At 40.1% G+C, this 18,075-nt stretch carries 11 protein-coding genes; 5 read left to right on the top strand and 6 right to left on the bottom strand.

The window, feature by feature from the left end; all coding sequences use genetic code 11:
• Positions 1 to 63: 63 nt before the first annotated feature.
• From OQ279_RS00715 to OQ279_RS00690, 6 genes are all read right to left on the bottom strand, one after another.
• On the bottom strand, positions 64 to 1,257 hold the full coding sequence (locus OQ279_RS00715; protein WP_266067830.1) for an acetyl-CoA C-acyltransferase: 1,194 nt from the start codon (positions 1,255 to 1,257) through the stop codon (positions 64 to 66).
• Positions 1,258 to 1,297: 40 nt separating this feature from the next.
• On the bottom strand, positions 1,298 to 1,651 hold the full coding sequence (locus OQ279_RS00710) for a four helix bundle protein (protein ID WP_266067829.1): 354 nt from the start codon (positions 1,649 to 1,651) through the stop codon (positions 1,298 to 1,300).
• Between the two features lie 25 nt (positions 1,652 to 1,676).
• Entirely contained in the window at positions 1,677 to 4,082 is a 2,406-nt protein-coding gene (locus OQ279_RS00705) for a 3-hydroxyacyl-CoA dehydrogenase/enoyl-CoA hydratase family protein (protein WP_266067828.1), read from the bottom strand.
• Positions 4,083 to 4,116: 34 nt separating this feature from the next.
• Entirely contained in the window at positions 4,117 to 4,557 is a 441-nt protein-coding gene (locus OQ279_RS00700; RefSeq protein WP_265162799.1) for a MarR family winged helix-turn-helix transcriptional regulator, read from the bottom strand.
• Positions 4,558 to 4,715: 158 nt separating this feature from the next.
• Positions 4,716 to 5,438, bottom strand: coding sequence for a peptidase associated/transthyretin-like domain-containing protein (locus tag OQ279_RS00695; RefSeq protein WP_266067827.1), 723 nt, complete (start codon positions 5,436 to 5,438; stop codon positions 4,716 to 4,718).
• A gap of 584 nt (positions 5,439 to 6,022) precedes the next feature.
• Positions 6,023 to 6,712 carry an NUDIX hydrolase gene (locus tag OQ279_RS00690; protein ID WP_266067826.1) on the bottom strand — a complete coding sequence of 230 codons (690 nt, stop codon included), beginning with the start codon at positions 6,710 to 6,712 and terminating at the stop codon, positions 6,023 to 6,025.
• A gap of 417 nt (positions 6,713 to 7,129) precedes the next feature.
• On the opposite strand from OQ279_RS00690, the gene OQ279_RS00685 reads away from it, so the two are divergent.
• The 5 genes from OQ279_RS00685 to OQ279_RS00665 are packed head-to-tail and all read left to right on the top strand — an operon-like array spanning position 7,130 to position 18,059.
• Positions 7,130 to 10,204: a SusC/RagA family TonB-linked outer membrane protein gene (locus OQ279_RS00685; protein ID WP_266067825.1), complete on the top strand. Its 3,075-nt coding sequence runs from the start codon at positions 7,130 to 7,132 to the stop codon at positions 10,202 to 10,204.
• A gap of 11 nt (positions 10,205 to 10,215) precedes the next feature.
• Entirely contained in the window at positions 10,216 to 12,114 is a 1,899-nt protein-coding gene (locus OQ279_RS00680; RefSeq protein ID WP_266067824.1) for a RagB/SusD family nutrient uptake outer membrane protein, read from the top strand.
• A gap of 60 nt (positions 12,115 to 12,174) precedes the next feature.
• Positions 12,175 to 15,189 carry a SusC/RagA family TonB-linked outer membrane protein gene (locus OQ279_RS00675; RefSeq protein ID WP_266067823.1) on the top strand — a complete coding sequence of 1,005 codons (3,015 nt, stop codon included), beginning with the start codon at positions 12,175 to 12,177 and terminating at the stop codon, positions 15,187 to 15,189.
• A 20-nt stretch (positions 15,190 to 15,209) separates the two neighbouring features.
• The gene (locus OQ279_RS00670; protein WP_266067822.1) at positions 15,210 to 16,973 is read left to right on the top strand and encodes a RagB/SusD family nutrient uptake outer membrane protein; all 1,764 of its coding nucleotides are present in this window, start codon (positions 15,210 to 15,212) and stop codon (positions 16,971 to 16,973) included.
• 54 nt (positions 16,974 to 17,027) lie between these two features.
• Positions 17,028 to 18,059: a DUF5627 domain-containing protein gene (locus OQ279_RS00665; RefSeq protein WP_266067821.1), complete on the top strand. Its 1,032-nt coding sequence runs from the start codon at positions 17,028 to 17,030 to the stop codon at positions 18,057 to 18,059.
• Positions 18,060 to 18,075: the final 16 nt, after the last annotated feature.

Raw genomic sequence — 18,075 nt, 5'->3', positions numbered from 1 at the left:
TAGACTGGTTTTTATTTTAGTTGAAAAGTCTAGTATCTAGACTCTAGTTTCTAGTCTCTTTTTTTACGACAGAAATTCAAAAACTCCTGCGGCTCCCTGTCCTGTACCTACGCACATGGTTACCATTCCGTATTTATTCTTCAGGTCACGTTTGCGCATTTCATCGAACAACTGCACTGATAGTTTGGCTCCTGTACATCCCAACGGGTGACCCATCGAAATAGCGCCTCCGTTAGGGTTCATGCGGTTCATATCAAGTCCAAGTTCTCTAATCACTGCTAAAGACTGAGATGCAAAAGCTTCGTTAAGCTCGATCAGCTCAAGGTCATTAAGTTGAATCCCAGCTTGTTTAACTGCTTTAGGAATGGCATGTACGGGTCCAATTCCCATGATCCTTGGTTCAACCCCAACAGCCGAATAGCTAACAAGTCTTGCCACCGGCTCCAGGTTTAGTTCTTTCACCATTTCTTCGCTCATTACCATGACGAAAGCGGCACCATCACTCATTTGAGAAGAGTTACCTGCAGTCACACTACCACCTTCTTCAAAAACAGGTCTTAGTTTTCCTAAAACTTCTTTTGAAGTATCGGCTCTAGGTCCTTCATCTTTATTGACGGTGTAAGATTTCGTTTGTTTTTTACCATTTTCATCCACATAAGTTTGATCTACGGTGATTGGTACGATCTGATCCTGGAAGCGGTCTTCTTTTTGGGCTTTTAGAGCCTTTTGATGAGAGTTGAATGCAAACTCATCCTGGTCTTCCCTTGAAACCTTGTATTTTTGAGCAACTGCTTCCGCAGTTAATCCCATTCCCCAGTAATAATCTTCCTTTCCGGCTTTAGCCAGTTTATAATCGGGAACTGGTTTATAACCGCCCATTGGGATATAGCTCATGCTTTCTGCACCACCTGCAATAATACAATTAGCCATTCCGCTCTGGATCTTGGCTGTTGCAATAGCAATGGTTTCGAGACCTGAGGCGCAGTAACGGTTCACCGTCATCCCGGGAACGTCTTCTGTGTTTAGCCCCATGAGGGAGATAAAACGCCCTACGTTAAGTCCCTGTTCGGCTTCGGGCATAGCATTACCAACGATCACGTCATCGATGCGTTTTTTATCAAATTCGGGCAGCTTATCCATCATAAACTGGATAGTTTCTGCCGCTAATTCATCTGGCCTTTTAAATCGGAATACCCCCCGCGGCGCTTTTCCCACTGCAGTTCGGTATCCTTTTACGATGTAAGCTGTTTTGTTCATTTTTCAGTATTTAGTAGTTAGTAGTGAGTATTGAGACTACTCACTTTTCTAACGATTTTATCAATGCATAATTCATTTTCTGTATTTCAATCACCTCCGAAATAACTTCTCTGGTATCTTCTTCAGGCACCAAATTGAGTCGATGAGATAAAATGAGTTGAGTTAGAAGTTCATAAGAAGATCCATTAGCAATACTTAAGAAATTTTTATATTCTCCCTTTGTAGATCTACCAGCTCCTTCGGCAACATTAGAAGGAACTGAAATTGCACTGCGCCTTATTTGACTTGTTAAGCCAAATTTTTCTTCTGAAGGAAATTTAGCTGAAAGTAAGTATGTCAATTCAGCCACATCCATGGCTTTGTTCCAGATCTTAAGGTCGCTCAGTTTGTGCATTACTAGCTCTATTTACTACTCAATACTAATTTCTCAACGGTTTCCCTTTCTGCAACATATGCTGCAATCTCTCCAGGGTTTTTCTTTCTCCTGTTAAAGAAAGGAATGCTTCTCTTTCCAGATCGAGCAGGTATTGTTCACTCACATAAGAGTTTTCAGAAAGGTCACCTCCGGCCATTACGTAAGCCAGTTTGTTGGCGATCTTCTTGTCGTGTTCGCTAATGTATTTACCGGCGTACATCTGGTCTGTACCTACTAAGAAGGCACCCAGTGCTTGTTTACCCAATACCTTAATATCTGTTCTCTTTACAGGTTTGGTATAACCATTCTCTGCCATGAGCAGCGCATGCTTTTTAGCAATTGCCAGCTGGCGATCTGGATTAATTACCACAATGTCTTTTCCTTTCTGAAGAATATTCAGGTCGTAAGCTTCGTAAGCTGAGGTTGAAACCTTTGCCATACCAATGGTGAGAAAATGTTCCCGAAGTCGGTTCAACTCCACATCATCTTTTTGGAAGGTATCGGCAGCACGCAAGGTCATTTCCTTGGAACCTCCACCGCCGGGAATTACCCCAACTCCAAATTCAACAAGTCCGATGTAAGTCTCGGCTGCAGCGACAACTTTATCTGCGTGTAGTGAAAGTTCACATCCACCACCCAAAGTCATAGCGTGTGGTGCTGCAACTGTTGGAATAGAGGAGTAGCGCATTCTCATCATGGTGTCCTGGAAATATTTTATAGCCATATTAAGCTCATCATATTCCTGCTCCACAGCCATCATGAAGATCATCCCAATATTAGCTCCTACAGAAAAGTTTTTTCCGGTGTTGGCGACAACCAGCCCCTGGTATTCTTTTTCAGCAAGATCAATGGCTTTGTTGAGTCCGTCAAGAACATCTCCGCCAATCGAATTCATCTTACTGCGGAATTCCACATTCAGGATGCCGTCGCCAAGATCTTCAACTACAACTCCGCTGTTACTGAATACTTTTTTGGATTCCCTGATGTTATCCAGAATGATAAATGCATCCTGCCCCGGAATCTTTTTGTACTCCTTTGCCGGAATATCGTAATACCAGGTATTACCGTCTTTAACGGTATAGAAGCCTTTATTTTCTTTTTCAAGCATTTCGTTTACCCAGGCTGCAGGCTCTTTGCCTTCAGCTTTCATAATTTCCATACCTTCTTTAACACCTATGGCATCCCAAATTTCAAACGGACCATGTTCCCAGCCATAACCGGCTTTCATGGCGTCATCTATTTTGTAGAGTTCATCGGTGATTTCAGGAATTCTTTTAGAGGCGTAGGCGAAAATAGCAGCAAAATTCTTTCGGTAGAACTCCCCGGCTTTGTCTTTACCGTCAACCAGAACTTTAAACCTATCTGAAACTTTATCAATCGTTTTCGTTAATTCAAGAGTAGCAAAATTTGCCTTTTTTTGTGCCCGGTACTCAAGTGTATTAAGGTCAAGTGACTGGATTTCACTTGAACCGTCTTTGTTCTTGATCTTTTTGTAGAAACCCTGTCCGCTTTTACTTCCAAACCACTCATTCTCGACCATGGTATTAATATAGTCGGGCATGGCAAAAAGATCGTGCTCTTCATCGGTAGGCACTCCTTTATGCAGGCCTTCAGCAACATGTTTAAGCGTGTCAAGTCCTACAAGGTCTACAGTTCTAAAAGTGGCAGATTTTTGTCTTCCTATAACGGGACCTGTAAGTTTGTCAACTTCTTCAATAGTAAGATCAAGCTCCTTCACCATGTGGAAAAGGCTCATGATACTGTAAGTGCCAATCCTGTTCCCAATAAACGCCGGAGTGTCTTTTGCGACTACCGAAGTTTTTCCAAGGAATTTCTCTCCATACTCATTGAGGAATTCCAAAACTTCTTCGGAAGTATCTGGCCCCGGAATAATTTCAAACAGTCTTAAATATCGCGGAGGGTTGAAAAAGTGTGTTCCGCAGAAGTGTTTCTGGAAATCTTCACTTCGGCCTTCATTCATTTGCTGAATTGGGATTCCTGAAGTATTGGAGGTGATCAATGTTCCCGGTTTGCGGTGCTTTTCAAGATTGTCAAAAACCTGTTTTTTAATATCCAGGCGCTCCACAACAACCTCCATGATCCAGTCAACTTCCGATACCTTCGAGATATCATCTTCCAGGTTTCCGGTTTTAATGCGATTGGCAAAGTCTTTATGATAAATAGGAGAGGGCTTCGATTTTAAAGCATCCTGCAGTGCTGTGTTAACAATACGGTTCCTCACCTGTTTGTCTTCCAGGGTAAGACCCTGTTTTTTTTCTTTTTCGGTCAGTTCCCGGGGAACAATATCTAGTAGTAGCACCTCTACGCCAATGTTGGCGAAATGGCAGGCAATACCACTTCCCATAATCCCCGAACCTATAATTGCAACTTTGTTGATTCGTCTTTTCATGTTGTTATTTATTTTGATAATCGCCTGAACGATTTTATGATTCATTGTAAATTTTACGCGTGGCAATAAGATCCATGATTTTTGAAGCTACCTCAATAAACTTATCGAGATCTTCTTGAGGGATTTCATTTCTTACCGCCTGGTCAAAAGTAAGTACCACTTTCTTAGAATAATCGCGCATCTCTTTTCCAAAATCGGTGAGGTAAATTAAGACACTACGCCCGTCTACCGGATTTTTCTTCCGCTTTATGAGACCTTTATCCTCCATGGTTCTAAGGGTTCGCGACAAACTGGTGGCTTCCATTCCCATTTTTGGGCCCAGGGAGGTAGAAGGGGTGCCCTCCTCGGGATCTATACTCAAAAGAGCAAAGCCTGTAGCCATTGTACTTCCTTCTTTTCCGGCCTCTTCATTGTACATTTTAGCAATAGCAATCCAGGTCGCGCGAAGAACGTAATCAATGGTTTTTTCTTTCATACAATTTCAAAGTTAAGAAAATTTTATTATGCACGCATAGCAAATGAAAGAAAATTATTCAGCTAGTTAATCATGGGTCTTAAATTTATTAGAAAAATGCAATAAAAGTGCAGCTATTAGCCATGTTTAACAGCAATTTTAATAGTTGTTGGAAAATGCTAATTAGATGATTCCATTCGTTTGCTCAAGTGAAACCAACAATCGTGAAGAAAAAGTTTTATAGCAGCATCATTTTTTTCATCCAACAAGGCTTGTAGTTCTTTTTTCTCCAAGGCAAAATCGATGAGCAAGGTGACTTCTCCGCTGGTCAATTGCATTGTCTCCAGCATATAAGGTTTGTAGTGGATCTCCAAAAATGCGATATTGCGCTGTTCTTTTTCTATCCTGATATTTCTCTTCAGCTTTTTTGTACGGCCGTTAATGGCATTTAGAATAGGATCAATCTCTAAAGAACCTCCCAGCAGGCCCAGCAGGTGAATAAATTTAAAATCGCCGGCTGTTTCCAATCTCCTCTCGTTCATGGAGAGCTTTTCTATTTTCTTCGGAATGATTCCCAGGCTTACCGCATTAATTTCTGAATTTTCATCAATTACTACTTCTCCTAATTCCTGGGAGTTTTCAATCATCTGAAAGAACAATGGTGACTTCTGAAGGTCTTCAGCTTTTATGAAGCTTATAAGGTCATTCATTCCTACATGAGACAATACCAAAGTATCACCGGTTTTTATCTTTAGCTGAAACAACCCCTGCTCCCCCGAAACAGAAAATTTTCCTGAAGAAACATTGTTGATGTGCACATTTTTAAGCAGCGAATCATTGTTTTTCACGATTCCCTGAACCGGGGATCTTTCCTGTGCCTGGAGGGGGAGGAGCAGGAACATAAAAAAAAAATGATTACATAATATTTCACCGGAGCTTATATCAAATCTGCACCAAAATAAACTTTTCTGAAATAAAACCTTTCAAAAATGGCATTTTAGAAGGATAATTTTGAATTAAGCGAGTAAATGTTACTTTTATTCCGAAGTATTTGTCTGAGTAATTAGGAGAGATAAGATAAGAAAAGGGCTAATTGAAATAAATGTGTAAGGTTGAAGGTCAAGGCTGATTCCTAATATTATTGAAGCAGAGGTTATTTGTTTTATGGTATAGCCTAAAGAATTTGGATTTTTTGTTGGCGGTAATGCTGTGTAAGATTTAAAAAGTTTCTTTTGTGCTTTCGGAATAATAAGCTGTAGGTGGATTTTTTATCTTATCAGGAACAAAAGAAACTTAAATGCTGAATTATCCTGTAAAATTTGAACTCATTCTGAAAGAAAAGATTTGATAGTAATAATATTTCGCTCACCTGGATTCATTCGTCATCTACATGTGTGTTAGTGGTGACGCTGAAATTAGTCTCAGTAAAGCTTCAGAACCCTAGCCTGGATAAAGTGAGGGATAATAACAAAAGAAAATAAACTTATTATAACCTGAAAGAAAAACCTTCTTCCACTTTTGCATTATATTTTTTTGCATCAAATTTATAAAGGAAAGAACCTTTGCGAGAAGAAACCATATCTTTTTCATTTAATTTCACCAGAATATCCAAAGATTTGATTTTATTAATAAAATTCCTTTTATCTAACTTTTCGTTTAAGATGGTCTCGTATAACTTCTGTAATTGACGCATTGTAAATTTTTCAGGAAGCAATTCAAAACCAATAGGATTGGTTGAGGTTCTGTAACGAAGCCTGGCGATGGCTTTTTGAACCATTTGGTCATGGTCAAAAATCAAGCTGGGATAGTCGGATATTTTAAACCATTTTGCCGAATAATTTTCTGTTAACTCCTGTCTGTGCTCGGCAATATTAATGAGGGCATAGTAAGCCACCGACAATGTTCTTTCTGCGGGATCACGATTTACTTTACTAAAATTGTAAAGCTGCTCCATATAGACATTATTAATTCCGGTAAGATGATGAAGAATTCTATTAGCAGCCTGGTCAAGATCTTCGTCTTTTTTTAGAAATCCTCCCATAAGGGACCAATTACCTTTTTCAGGTTCAAAATCTCTCTTGATCAAAAGGATTTGTAAATCTTCTTCATCAAATCCAAAAATTATACAATCTACAGCCAGTAAGACTTTATCTTCAAAACTGTAATCGTGAATCATAGTTTGTATTTAATAAGCAATATTATAAAACTTATTTAACATTTCTATCATATTTGAATTTAATCATAACCTCATAACTCCAATTCTTCATGTACTAGTTGTTTACATGTAGTTAAAATTGTGTGAAAATAAATTTGGAAAATCTAAAAATCTTTATGACTTTTACTAAGTGTAAAATCTACACTAATAAATCGAGGTTAATTCTAAACTATAATTCAATCGTTTTCGTGCATTTGTTTTGTAGCAGAAACTTCTAAAGACTCATATTATAACATAAATTAACACTTTGGCAATATGACTTTACATCTATTTAAATTTTCATATCTGATAAGATATATTTTCTTAGGGATATTTTTAAAATTTTTCTTTTCTGGCTCCCTATTAGCGGCCAATAGAGTAGACAGTTTTGGTGTTGGATTGGAGAATCCAATTCAGCAACAGGCTATTGTAACAGGAACGGTAACCTCGTCTATAGATGGTTTTGGTCTTCCTGGGGCTAATGTTTTTGAAAAAGGGTTTCCTGAAAAAGGTACTGCTACAGATATTGATGGAAATTACTCATTAGAGGTTTCTTCTGTAGATGCAGTTCTTGTTTTTAGTTATGTGGGGTTTGGAACTGTAGAAAAATCAGTGGCAGGACAATCTGTTGTTAATGTGGTGCTTGAGCCAGATCAAGATGCGCTTGAAGAAGTTGTAATTGTGGGCTACGGTACACAAAGAAAAGAAACTGTAGTGGGAGCTGTTACTCAAACTACTGGTGAAGTTTTGGAGCGTACCGGAGGGGTGTCTGATGTTGGTTCTGCGCTAACTGGTGCATTGCCGGGGTTAATAACATCGGCCAGTACAGGGCTACCAGGTGGGGAAGCGCCTCAAATTGTAATAAGGGGGCAGAATAGCTGGAATGGCACCTCTCCCCTTATCCTGGTGGATGGGGTAGAGCGCCCCGAATTTTTTAATAACATGTCGATTAGTTCAATTGCATCCATGTCTGTTTTAAAAGATGCATCGGCTACTGCTGTATTTGGTTCCAGAGGGGCTAATGGGGTTATTATTGTAACTACAAAAAGAGGACTTTCTGGTAAGGCTGAAATCACTGCAAACTTTAGCTCTACCATGAAGTTGGTTTCTAAGTTACCGGGTACCTATGATGCTTATGATGCTATAGGTATAAGAAACAGGGCTATCGAATATGAACTTTCTACTAACCCCGCCAGTTGGGGGCAAATGATTCCTGAAGAAATAAGGGATAAATATCGTAATCCGGCCAACCTGGCAGAAAGAGAGCGTTATCCTGATGTTAATTGGCAAAAGACCCTCTTTAAGGATTATGCTATGTCTTATAATGCTAACGTAAACATCCGTGGAGGTACAGATTTCGTTAAATATTTTGCTACTATCGATTTCCAGAATGAAGGGGATTTATTCAGAGATTTTGAAAATGACCGGGGTTATGATCCAGGTTATGAATATAACCGTCTTAACTTCCGAAGTAATTTAGATTTTCAACTTACATCTACAACCACACTTCGTACAGATTTGGGTGGTACCTACGGGGTTCGCAAAAGCCCATGGGGTGGTGGTAACGAGTATCCGTTCTGGGATGCTGCATATAATGGAGATCCAACCCTTTTCATGCCGCGATACTCTGATGGGAATTATGGATACTATGCTCCAAATGCTCAAAAAGGACTTAATTCTGTGCGCATACTTTCTCTTAGCGGTGTAGAGAAAGAAACTACTGCCCGTATCTCTACAACCTTTGTACTGGACCAGGATCTTGGTATGATATTGAAAGGATTGAAGTTCAATGGAACTTTGGCCGTTGATAACACCTTTATAGAAAATGAGAGAGGGGTGAATGACCTGTACAACGATGCTCAGCAAAAGTGGATTGATCCAGAAACAGGAGAGGTGACCCTTGCAGAAGGAATTAGTTCTACAACCGGAATTGACTTTTATAACCCTGGACCAAGATGGTCTCCTGCGACCGGAACTGTAGATAATGATTTGACATGGCGTAAAATTTTCTATCAGTTGAAGTTGGATTATGCAAACACCATTGCAGACGATCACAATTTTAACCTGATGGGACTTATGAACCGCCAAAAAGATGCAAGAGGTAACGGAATCCCCGCATATCGGGAAGATTGGGTGTTTAGGGCGACCTATAATTATAAGAGTAAATATATGCTGGAGTATAACGGAGCCTACAATGGTTCTGAAAAGTTCGCTCCTGAATACAGATTTGCTTTCTTCTCTTCCGGAGGTATTGGGTGGACCATTACTGAAGAAGAATTTATGCAATCTGTTTCTTTCCTCGACATGCTGAAGTTACGGGCCTCTTATGGAGAAGTAGGGGATGATAATATAGGTGCTCGTTTTCTATATATGGATGAATGGGCGTACGGAGGGAACTCTCAACTTGGTTTAGTGGGCGAAGGAGGTGAATTGAGTCCTTATGCCTGGTATATACAGCAACAGGTAGGGAACCCATTTGTTCGCTGGGAGACCGTATACAAGTATAACCTGGGTATGGATTTTGGATTGTTTAAAGGTTTTTTAGATGGTTCAGTAGATATATTTAGAGATGACCGGGAGGATATCCTAATGTCGGGTGACAGAGCAATACCTTCTTATTTTGGTACAGGTGCTCCTGCAGCAAACCTGGGAAGGGTTAGAACCCAGGGTTATGAAATTACTCTAGGTTTGAACCATACCTTTAGTAATGGGTTGAATGTTTGGGCAGACTTTGCCATGACCCATGCCGAAGATGAGGTGCTGGAAAGAGATGATCCGCAATTGTTAGCCGATTATCAAAAGGATGCAGGATATGCTCTGGGGCAGGCCCGCACACATATCAATAGTGGGTACTACAATACCTGGGATGAACTTTATGGGAGTACCACTCATAATACTAATAACTTGAATAAAATTCCGGGTAATTACCAGATCCTTGACTATAATGGGGATGGGGTTATAGATAGTTTTGATGCTGCTCCGTTTGGATATTCGGGAGTTCCTCAAAATACCTACAGCACAAATGTAGGGATTGAGTGGAAAGGCTTTAGCATCTTTACCCAGTTCTATGGAGTAAATAATGTTACCCGCCAGGTGGTATTCAACAGCCTTGCTGGTCAATCGAACAGGGTTTATGATCAGGGAACTTACTGGTCAATAGATACTCCTAATGCTGATACACCAATGCCACGCTGGAATTCAGTCGTATCTGGATACAATATTGGGAATCGTTATTTCTACGATGGTTCCTACCTCCGTTTAAAGAATGCTGAAATTGCTTATCGTTTTCAGCACGATATGGTAAAAAGTTTTGGTCTTCAAAACCTTCGTGTTTATATAAATGGTAATAACCTTTTGCTGTGGACCGATATGCCAGACGATAGGGAATCGAACTTTGCGGGAACAGGTTGGGCTTCTCAAGGAGCATACCCAACAGTTAAAAGGTTTAACCTAGGATTCAACGTTACATTTTAAAATCGTTTTTTATGAAAGAATATATAAAAACAATTGTTAAGAGCAGCTTTTTCATAGGATTGCTCATGATGGTTTCCTGTGAGGACTATCTGGAGAGAACACCAGAATCGGTTGTCTCAGAAGAGGCCGCTTTTGAGAATTTCCAGAACTATCAGGGATTTGTTGAAGAGCTTTATATGGCTATTCCCAACTTTACTACAAGTTACTGGACCACCTCATTCAATTGGGGAGATGATGAGATTCAATCTGCAGCAAATACTTTCCACTTTGGGGTGAAAATTGAAGACGGAAACTTTTGGGGCTGGCAGGCAGAACATGATGGCTGGGGAGCTGGCTGGATGGATAAAAATGGAGCCAATACTAATGTAGCTGGAGGTAGAATGAACAAGGGCTTATGGCCACTTGCATGGTACGGAATTAGGAAAGCTAATATTGGTCTTGCCAATTTGGATCTCATGACAAATGCGACGCAGGAAGAAAGAGATATAATTGAAGGTCAGCTATTGTTCTTTAGAGCGTGGTTTCATTTTCAATTGATCCAGTATTTTGGAGGTCTTCCTTATATACAGGAAGTCTTGCCTTCAGATGAGCAAATTTGCGAACCCCGCCTTAGCTACCATGAGACTGCAGAATTGGCTGCGATTGACTTTAGAAGGGCGGCCGATCTTTTGCCTGTAAACTGGGACAATACGGTTGTAGGTAGACGTACACTAGGAAAGAATGATTTGCGCATTAACAAAATAATGGCACTGGGTTACCTGGGTAAAAACCTTCTTTGGGCTGCCAGCCCTTTAATGAACTATGAGTCTACAGGAAGCCGTTCATATAACAATGAATATAGTCAACGGGCGGCATCTGCCTTTGGTGAATTATTATCTCTGGTTGAAAATGGCGAAACCCAATATTCACTTCTTCCTTTTGATGAATATAGCCAGAACTTTTATACTACCGGCCAAAACTGGGCTATTCCTGGAGGTACAGAAGCGATTTTTAGATCTCCTTATGTTGAAGCAAATGGATCTAACTGGGGTATTAGTAAACAGTATCTGCCTTCTGTAGTAGGAGGAGGGGATATCAAATTTTTACCTACGGCAAATTACGTAAGTTTTTATGGTATGGCGAATGGGATGCCTCTTCCAGAAGATATAACTCAAGCTGACCCTGAATCTGGATATGATCCTGCCCATCCCTGGGAAGGTCGTGATCCACGATTTTATCATGATATACTGTATGATGGGGTGCAGGTTGTAGAAGGATCATTACCACCCGAAGTAAATGAAAATGCAGTGCGTTATGCAAATTTATATACTGGAGGGAGTTATCGAGATGTGAATTTTGGAAGCCGAACAGGTTATGTAAACCAAAAATTTATTCCACTTACTGCAAATCAATATGATAGGGAGTACGATTACGGCTATGCTCTTCACCTTATGGTGCCATATATGCGTTTGGCAGATATATACCTTATGTATGCAGAGGCTTCCCTAACAGGGTATGGTTCTCCCGCGGGTAAATCTTCAAATTTTAGTAAAACAGCGTTGGAAGCTGTTAATACTATTCGCGACAGGGCGGGGGTAGATCCTGTTCATAGCAAATTTACTGCTTCAGCAGAAGACTTTTTGCCAGAATTGAGGCGTGAACGTGCTGTGGAATTAGCTTTTGAAAGACATCGTTTTAATGATCTTAGACGTTGGTTATTGTTGACTGAATATCCTTATACCATTAAAACTTCCCATGAATTTGATAGACCTGCATCCTTTGATTATGAAAATCCACGAGAAAATCGTGTAGTGAATCTTAAGGAAGAAGTTATTCTTGTACGTGACTTCACTGATAGGCATTACTGGTTGCCTTTAAAAGTATCTGATGTAAGTATCTGTCCTGAATTTTATCAAAACCCCGGATGGTAGTGGTATTAATAGGACCTAACTCTTAAGTATTAAATGATCTTAACGTCGAAACACCAACTAATGAAACATATAACACTAAAAATTGTTTTGTGCGCTATTACGGTTTTACTTCCTGTGATACTTTCCGCACAAACTGCCACCAAACTTGATTTAACCACCCTTATCCGAACACAAAAAGGTTTGCCGGTTAAAGGGGCTATTGTTACAAGTGAGCAGGATAATATTTCCACCCAGACAGATAGCATGGGAATTTTTTCCCTGCAGGTATCTCCAAATGCCAAACTATCTATTAGCACTTTGGGTAACGAAGTCCAATTCGTTACCGCCACACCAGGACTGCAAGAGATAGTGCTAGAGGTAGAACAACTCGTTCAGGTGGCGTATCGAAAAGAAAACGTTGATGACCTTTTAGGAGGTATATCTTATGTTAATTTGCCGGAATTACTTGATAAAAACTATATTACTTACCCACTTGAAAATATGGAAGCCTTTGTTCCTGGTTTTCATGGTAATTTGTGGGGAATGAACGAGTACCTCGTGCTTGTGGATGGCGTACCTCGTGATTTAAATAGTGTACAACCCACTGCAATTGACCAGATCAGCTTTTTAAAAGGAATTTCTGCAGTTGCGTTGTACGGTAGCCGGGCTGCTAAAGGTGCTATACTCATCACTACAAAAGGAGGCCATATTGGAGAACAAACAATTGATGTTAGGGTAAATGCCGGTTTTCATATTCCAAAAGGTTTTCCGAAGTATTTGGGGTCTGCAGAATATATGACACTCTATAATGAAGCAAGAATTAATGATGGGCTTGAAGCTTTATATTCTGAGGAAGAAATTTATTATCACGCTGTAGGTGACAATCCTTACCGATATCCCAATGTTGATTTTTATTCTTCCGATTACCTTCAGGAAGCTTACAGTCTTTATGATGGGACACTCGAAATTGCCGGTGGAAATCAAAAAGCCAGGTACTATACTAACATGGGTTTTATGAGAGAAGGCTCCCTTTTAAATTTCGGTGAAGCTGAGAACAACAAAAATGAAAGGTTCAATGTGCGCGGGAATGTGGATATGAAACTTACAGATTATATATCTGCCAATGTAGATTTAGCTGCCATTTTTACCAGTAATGTAGGGGTTAATACAAATTATTGGGAAGGTGCTGCTAATATAAGGCCTAACCGGTTTACACCTCTTATTCCCATTACTTTTCTTGAGGAAAATGATTTAACTTCATGGAACCTGGTCGAGGGTACCGATAACCTAATTAATGGGCGGTATCTGTTAGGAGGCACTCAACTGGATCAAACCAATCCTATTGCAGATGTATATGCCGGCGGTTCCAACACATTCAACAGCCGACAATTTCAATTTAATGCCGGTGTGGATGCCGACTTACAAAATGTGCTTGAGGGATTGACCTTTAGTTCTTTATTTGGGATAGACTATGCAACCTCGTATACTCAGGCTTTCAATAATAGTTATGCAGTTTTTGAACCAGCCTGGAATAATTATGCAGGAACAGATCTTATAAGCAACTTAACCCGGTATGGACAGGATGCTAGTTCCGGGGATCTAAATGTGAGCAACAGTTCTTACCGCCAGACAATTGCTTTTTCAGGACAATTGAATTATCAAACCCAGCTTGATAATGATCATAATATCTCAGCAATGTTAATAGCAGGCGGATTTCAACGATCTTCTTCTGGTGTATATCAGGGCACAAATAACGCGAACCTTGGTTTACATTTAGGCTATGACTTTAGGAGCAAGTACTATGCGCAATTTAACGGTGCAATGGTATACTCTACCATGGTACCGGAAGATAACAGGACTGCCTTTTCTCCAACGCTCTCGTTAGGCTGGAGAATTAGTGAAGAAGACTTTCTGTCGTCTTCATCTATTGTAGATGACCTGAAGCTGTCAGTTTCGGCAGGTATATTACATACAGATCTTGATATTTCTGATTACTACCTTTATGAAGCTATCTATACACAAACAGACGGAGCTTGGTATGGATGGGCAGACTTATCTGCGCCCGCACAAAGTACCGATTCCCGTCGTGGTGCGAATCCAAATATGAAGTTACCAAAGCGGGAAGAAATAAGTGTGGGGCTGGATGCTTCCTTTTTTGACAATATGCTGGTAGTGAATGGAAATGTTTTTATGAGCAAGATGACTGGTCTTGTAGATCAACTCTCGGTTTTGTATCCTAGTTATTTTCAAACAGGATGGCCTAATTCTTCTTTTATCCCATATGTAAATTATAACGAAGATCTACGTTCTGGTTTTGATTTCGGTGTAAATTTTAATAAGCAAATTGGGCAGGTAGATTGGTCTTTAGGACTGGTAGGTACTTATTTCACTACCGAAGCTTCCAAACGAGCCGAATTCTATGAAGATGAATACCAGAACAGGCAGGGCAGGCCGCTGGATGCTATTTGGGGTCTGGAAAGTGATGGTTTTTTTGAGAGTACAGAAGATATTGCCAATTCACCAGAACCAGCATTTGGTGAAGTTCAACCTGGGGATATTAAATATAAGGACCAAAATGCAGATGGGGTAATTAATTCACAGGATGAGGTATACCTTGGAAGAGGGGGCTGGTATGGCTCGCCATTTACCGCAGGTGTTAACCTTACAGCAAAATGGAACAACTTCACCTTCTTTGCTCTGGGAGTTGCCCGTTCGGGTGCAATAGGTATGAAAGACAATAATTATTTCTGGGTAAATGGCCAGGATAAATATTCTGAGGTTGTTAGAGATCGTTGGACTCCAGAGACTATGGATACTGCTACTTTTCCCCGTTTAACAACTTCGGGAGGTAATAACAACTTCAGAAATTCAGATTTCTGGACTTACAGTACCAACCGTTTTGATCTTGCACGGGTTCAGGTTTCTTATACATTCCCGGAGAGCATAGTTAATGGTGATTTCCTTAAAGAATTTGGAGTTTACGTAAATGGCGCTAACCTTTTAACGATCGCTCCTAATAGAGATATTCTGGAATTAAATATAGGAGGTGCTCCACAGACCCGTTTTTTTAATCTTGGTGTTAAAGCCTTATTTTAATGAATTTTAAAAATTAAATTATGTATAAGAAAATACTGTTTTTTGTTTCGGTTGTGCTGGTATTCTCCTCATGTGAAAAGGAGTTTCTTGAGCCGGCAATTGAAAACAATCGGGATCTGAGCGATATTCAGGATGAGCCGGGTTTTGCACTTGGTTTGCTTTACAATGGTTATACCAGGCTGCCCGGTGGATGGTCATTTAGTGAAATGGCTACAGATGACGCTGTAAGTAGTGACGAGGATAATAATTACTCTAACATGGCCACAGGGCAATGGGCTGAAAATTTTAACCCTGTAGACCAGTGGCAAAATTCCTTTGCAGCAATCCAATATTTGAACTTAATGCTATCTAAGGCAGATACCGTTACATATGCCGAAAATCCAGCCGTAAACCAAATGTTTAAAGATCGTACTAAAGGTGAGGTATACGGTCTACGTGCTTACTTTATGCATAGATTGCTACAGGCTCATGGTGGAATGGCCGGGGGACAACTTTTGGGAGTACCAATTATGTTAGAGCCACAAGATGCTTCTACAGATTTTTCAAGTCTGCAAAGAGCTACTTTTGAAGAAGGTATACAGCAAATTTATAGTGATATAGAAAAGGCTATAGAATTGCTTCCCTTGGATTATGAAGACATTGGAAATCAGGATGGCATTCCTGCAAAATACGTGAATATGGGAGCGGGAGTCAATGACTATAACCGCGTATTAGGTAAAACTAATCGTTTACGCATGACCGAGAGAGTTGCTCTTGGTATCCGTTCCAGAGCAGCTTTACTTGCAGCAAGCCCTGCTTTTAATCAAGGTACTTCTACAACCTGGGCAGATGCGGCTAATTATGCGGCAGATGTATTAGACAGGAACGGAGGAGATGGAGGTCTTGATCCAGACGGTCTTACCTGGTACAATGATGGAGGAGTGATTGATAATCTTGCTGCCGGTTTAAATCCCCCTGAGATTTTGTGGAGAGCAAATATGCCAGGGCCAAGTAGCACACTTGAAGAACAACTTTATCCACCCTCACTTTTTGGAGATGGTCTGGTAAACCCTACTCAAAACCTGGTCAACGCATTTCCTATGGCAAATGGTTACCCAATTGATCACCCCGATAGTGGTTATGATCCTGCAAACCCATATGTGAACCGAGATCCCCGTCTTACTGCTTTTATAGTAGTGAATGGTAGTCAAATGGGGCCGTTTGATGAAACAATCATAACCGCAGTTGATGGCGGAACCATTGATGGTTTGAACATAGTCGAGTCCTCTACTCGTACAGGCTATTACCTTCGCAAACTGCTAAGGGAAGATGTGAATCTTGACCCTCAAAGTGTCAATCAGCAAAGGCACATTAATCCGTTAATCAGGTATACTGAAATTTATTTGAATTATGCAGAGGCAGCAAATGAAGCCTGGGGGCCAATGGGAACAGGCGGTAATTCTTATTCAGCTTATGATGTGATAAGAGCAATTCGTGAGCGGGCTGGATTAAGTGCTAATGGTGGTGATCTTTATCTTGAGTCTATAAAAGGAGACCAGGATGCAATGAGGGAATTAATAAGAAATGAAAGAAGACTGGAACTAAGTTTTGAGGGCTTCCGTTTTTGGGATTTGCGTAGATGGAATGAAGACCTTTCAGAAATGGCATTTGGAGACAGGATTGAGGATGGAAATCATGAGGTTATTTCTGTTGAACCAAGACTTTATTCAGATTATATGATCTACGGGCCAATTCCGTATAGCGAGGTATTAAAATTTGGTTTAATCCAGAATATGGGGTGGTAAGAATCAATTAAATTGGTTGCACAGGAATTGTATATAAAATTAAAATGAAAACTCATGAAAAATATAACTAAATTAACCTTGTTCCTATTTATCTCAATTCTGTTCGCTTCATGCGAGAATGAGGACTGGGAATTCCCCGATTTTGAATACCAGACGGTTTACTTCGCTCATCAATATCCTGTAAGGACCATAACCTTGGGAGAAGATATCTTTGATACTTCATTAGATAATGAATGGAAATTCCAGATTATGGCTACGACCGGGGGAGTCTATGAAAATCCAGCTGATGTTACCGTTGATATCACTGTAGATAACAGCCTTGTTGATGGGTTAGCGTTTGAAGGAGCTGGAGATATTCTATCAATGCCTGGGAACTACTATAACATCGTAGCCGATAAAATTATAATTCCTAAAGGGAAAATTGTGGGCGGTGTTCAGGTTCAACTCACCGAAGCTTTTTTTGCAGATCCATTGGCTATTCATAGAAATTATGTGATTCCGGTGAGAATGACCAATGTTCAAAATGCAGATTCTATTTTGTCAGGAAAACCATTAGTTGCAGATGGAAGAAGAACCGTGGCAAGTGATTGGTCTGTCCAGCCTAAAGATTTTGTACTGTACGCTGTAAAATATATTAATCAATTACACGGGTATTACCTTCGCAGAGGAGAAGATGTTATTGTTGGTAAGAATGGGAATGCTAATCTTGATCAAACTATTGTAAGAGGTGAAGAGTTTGTGGTTGATGATGAAGTGGTACTGCTTACTACTCAGTCTTTAAATAAAGTTCTTTTTCCTGTGACTTTTAAATCCAGTGATGGAACCAATATAGAAGTGCCGCTTATACTCACTTTTGATGAAGATGGAACCATTACTGTTGGTACTAATTCTACTGATTTTTCTGTTACTGGTAGTGGAGAATTTGTAAAAGATGGAGAAGAAAACAGTTGGGGAAATCAGGACCGGGATGCCATTTATCTCAATTATGAAGTTGATTTGGATGATTTTCGGGTTTCAACAACAGATACTTTAGTGATGAGAAATAGAGGTGTAGAGATGGAGCTCTTTACTCCTGTACTCGAATAAATGTTTAATATTTAAG

Source organism: Salinimicrobium profundisediminis (genome assembly GCF_026241755.1).
In the GTDB taxonomy this organism is placed as follows: domain Bacteria; phylum Bacteroidota; class Bacteroidia; order Flavobacteriales; family Flavobacteriaceae; genus Salinimicrobium; species Salinimicrobium profundisediminis.
The sequence above is the reverse complement of the archived record's forward strand: the minus strand, read 5'-3'. Positions and strand labels throughout refer to the sequence as shown.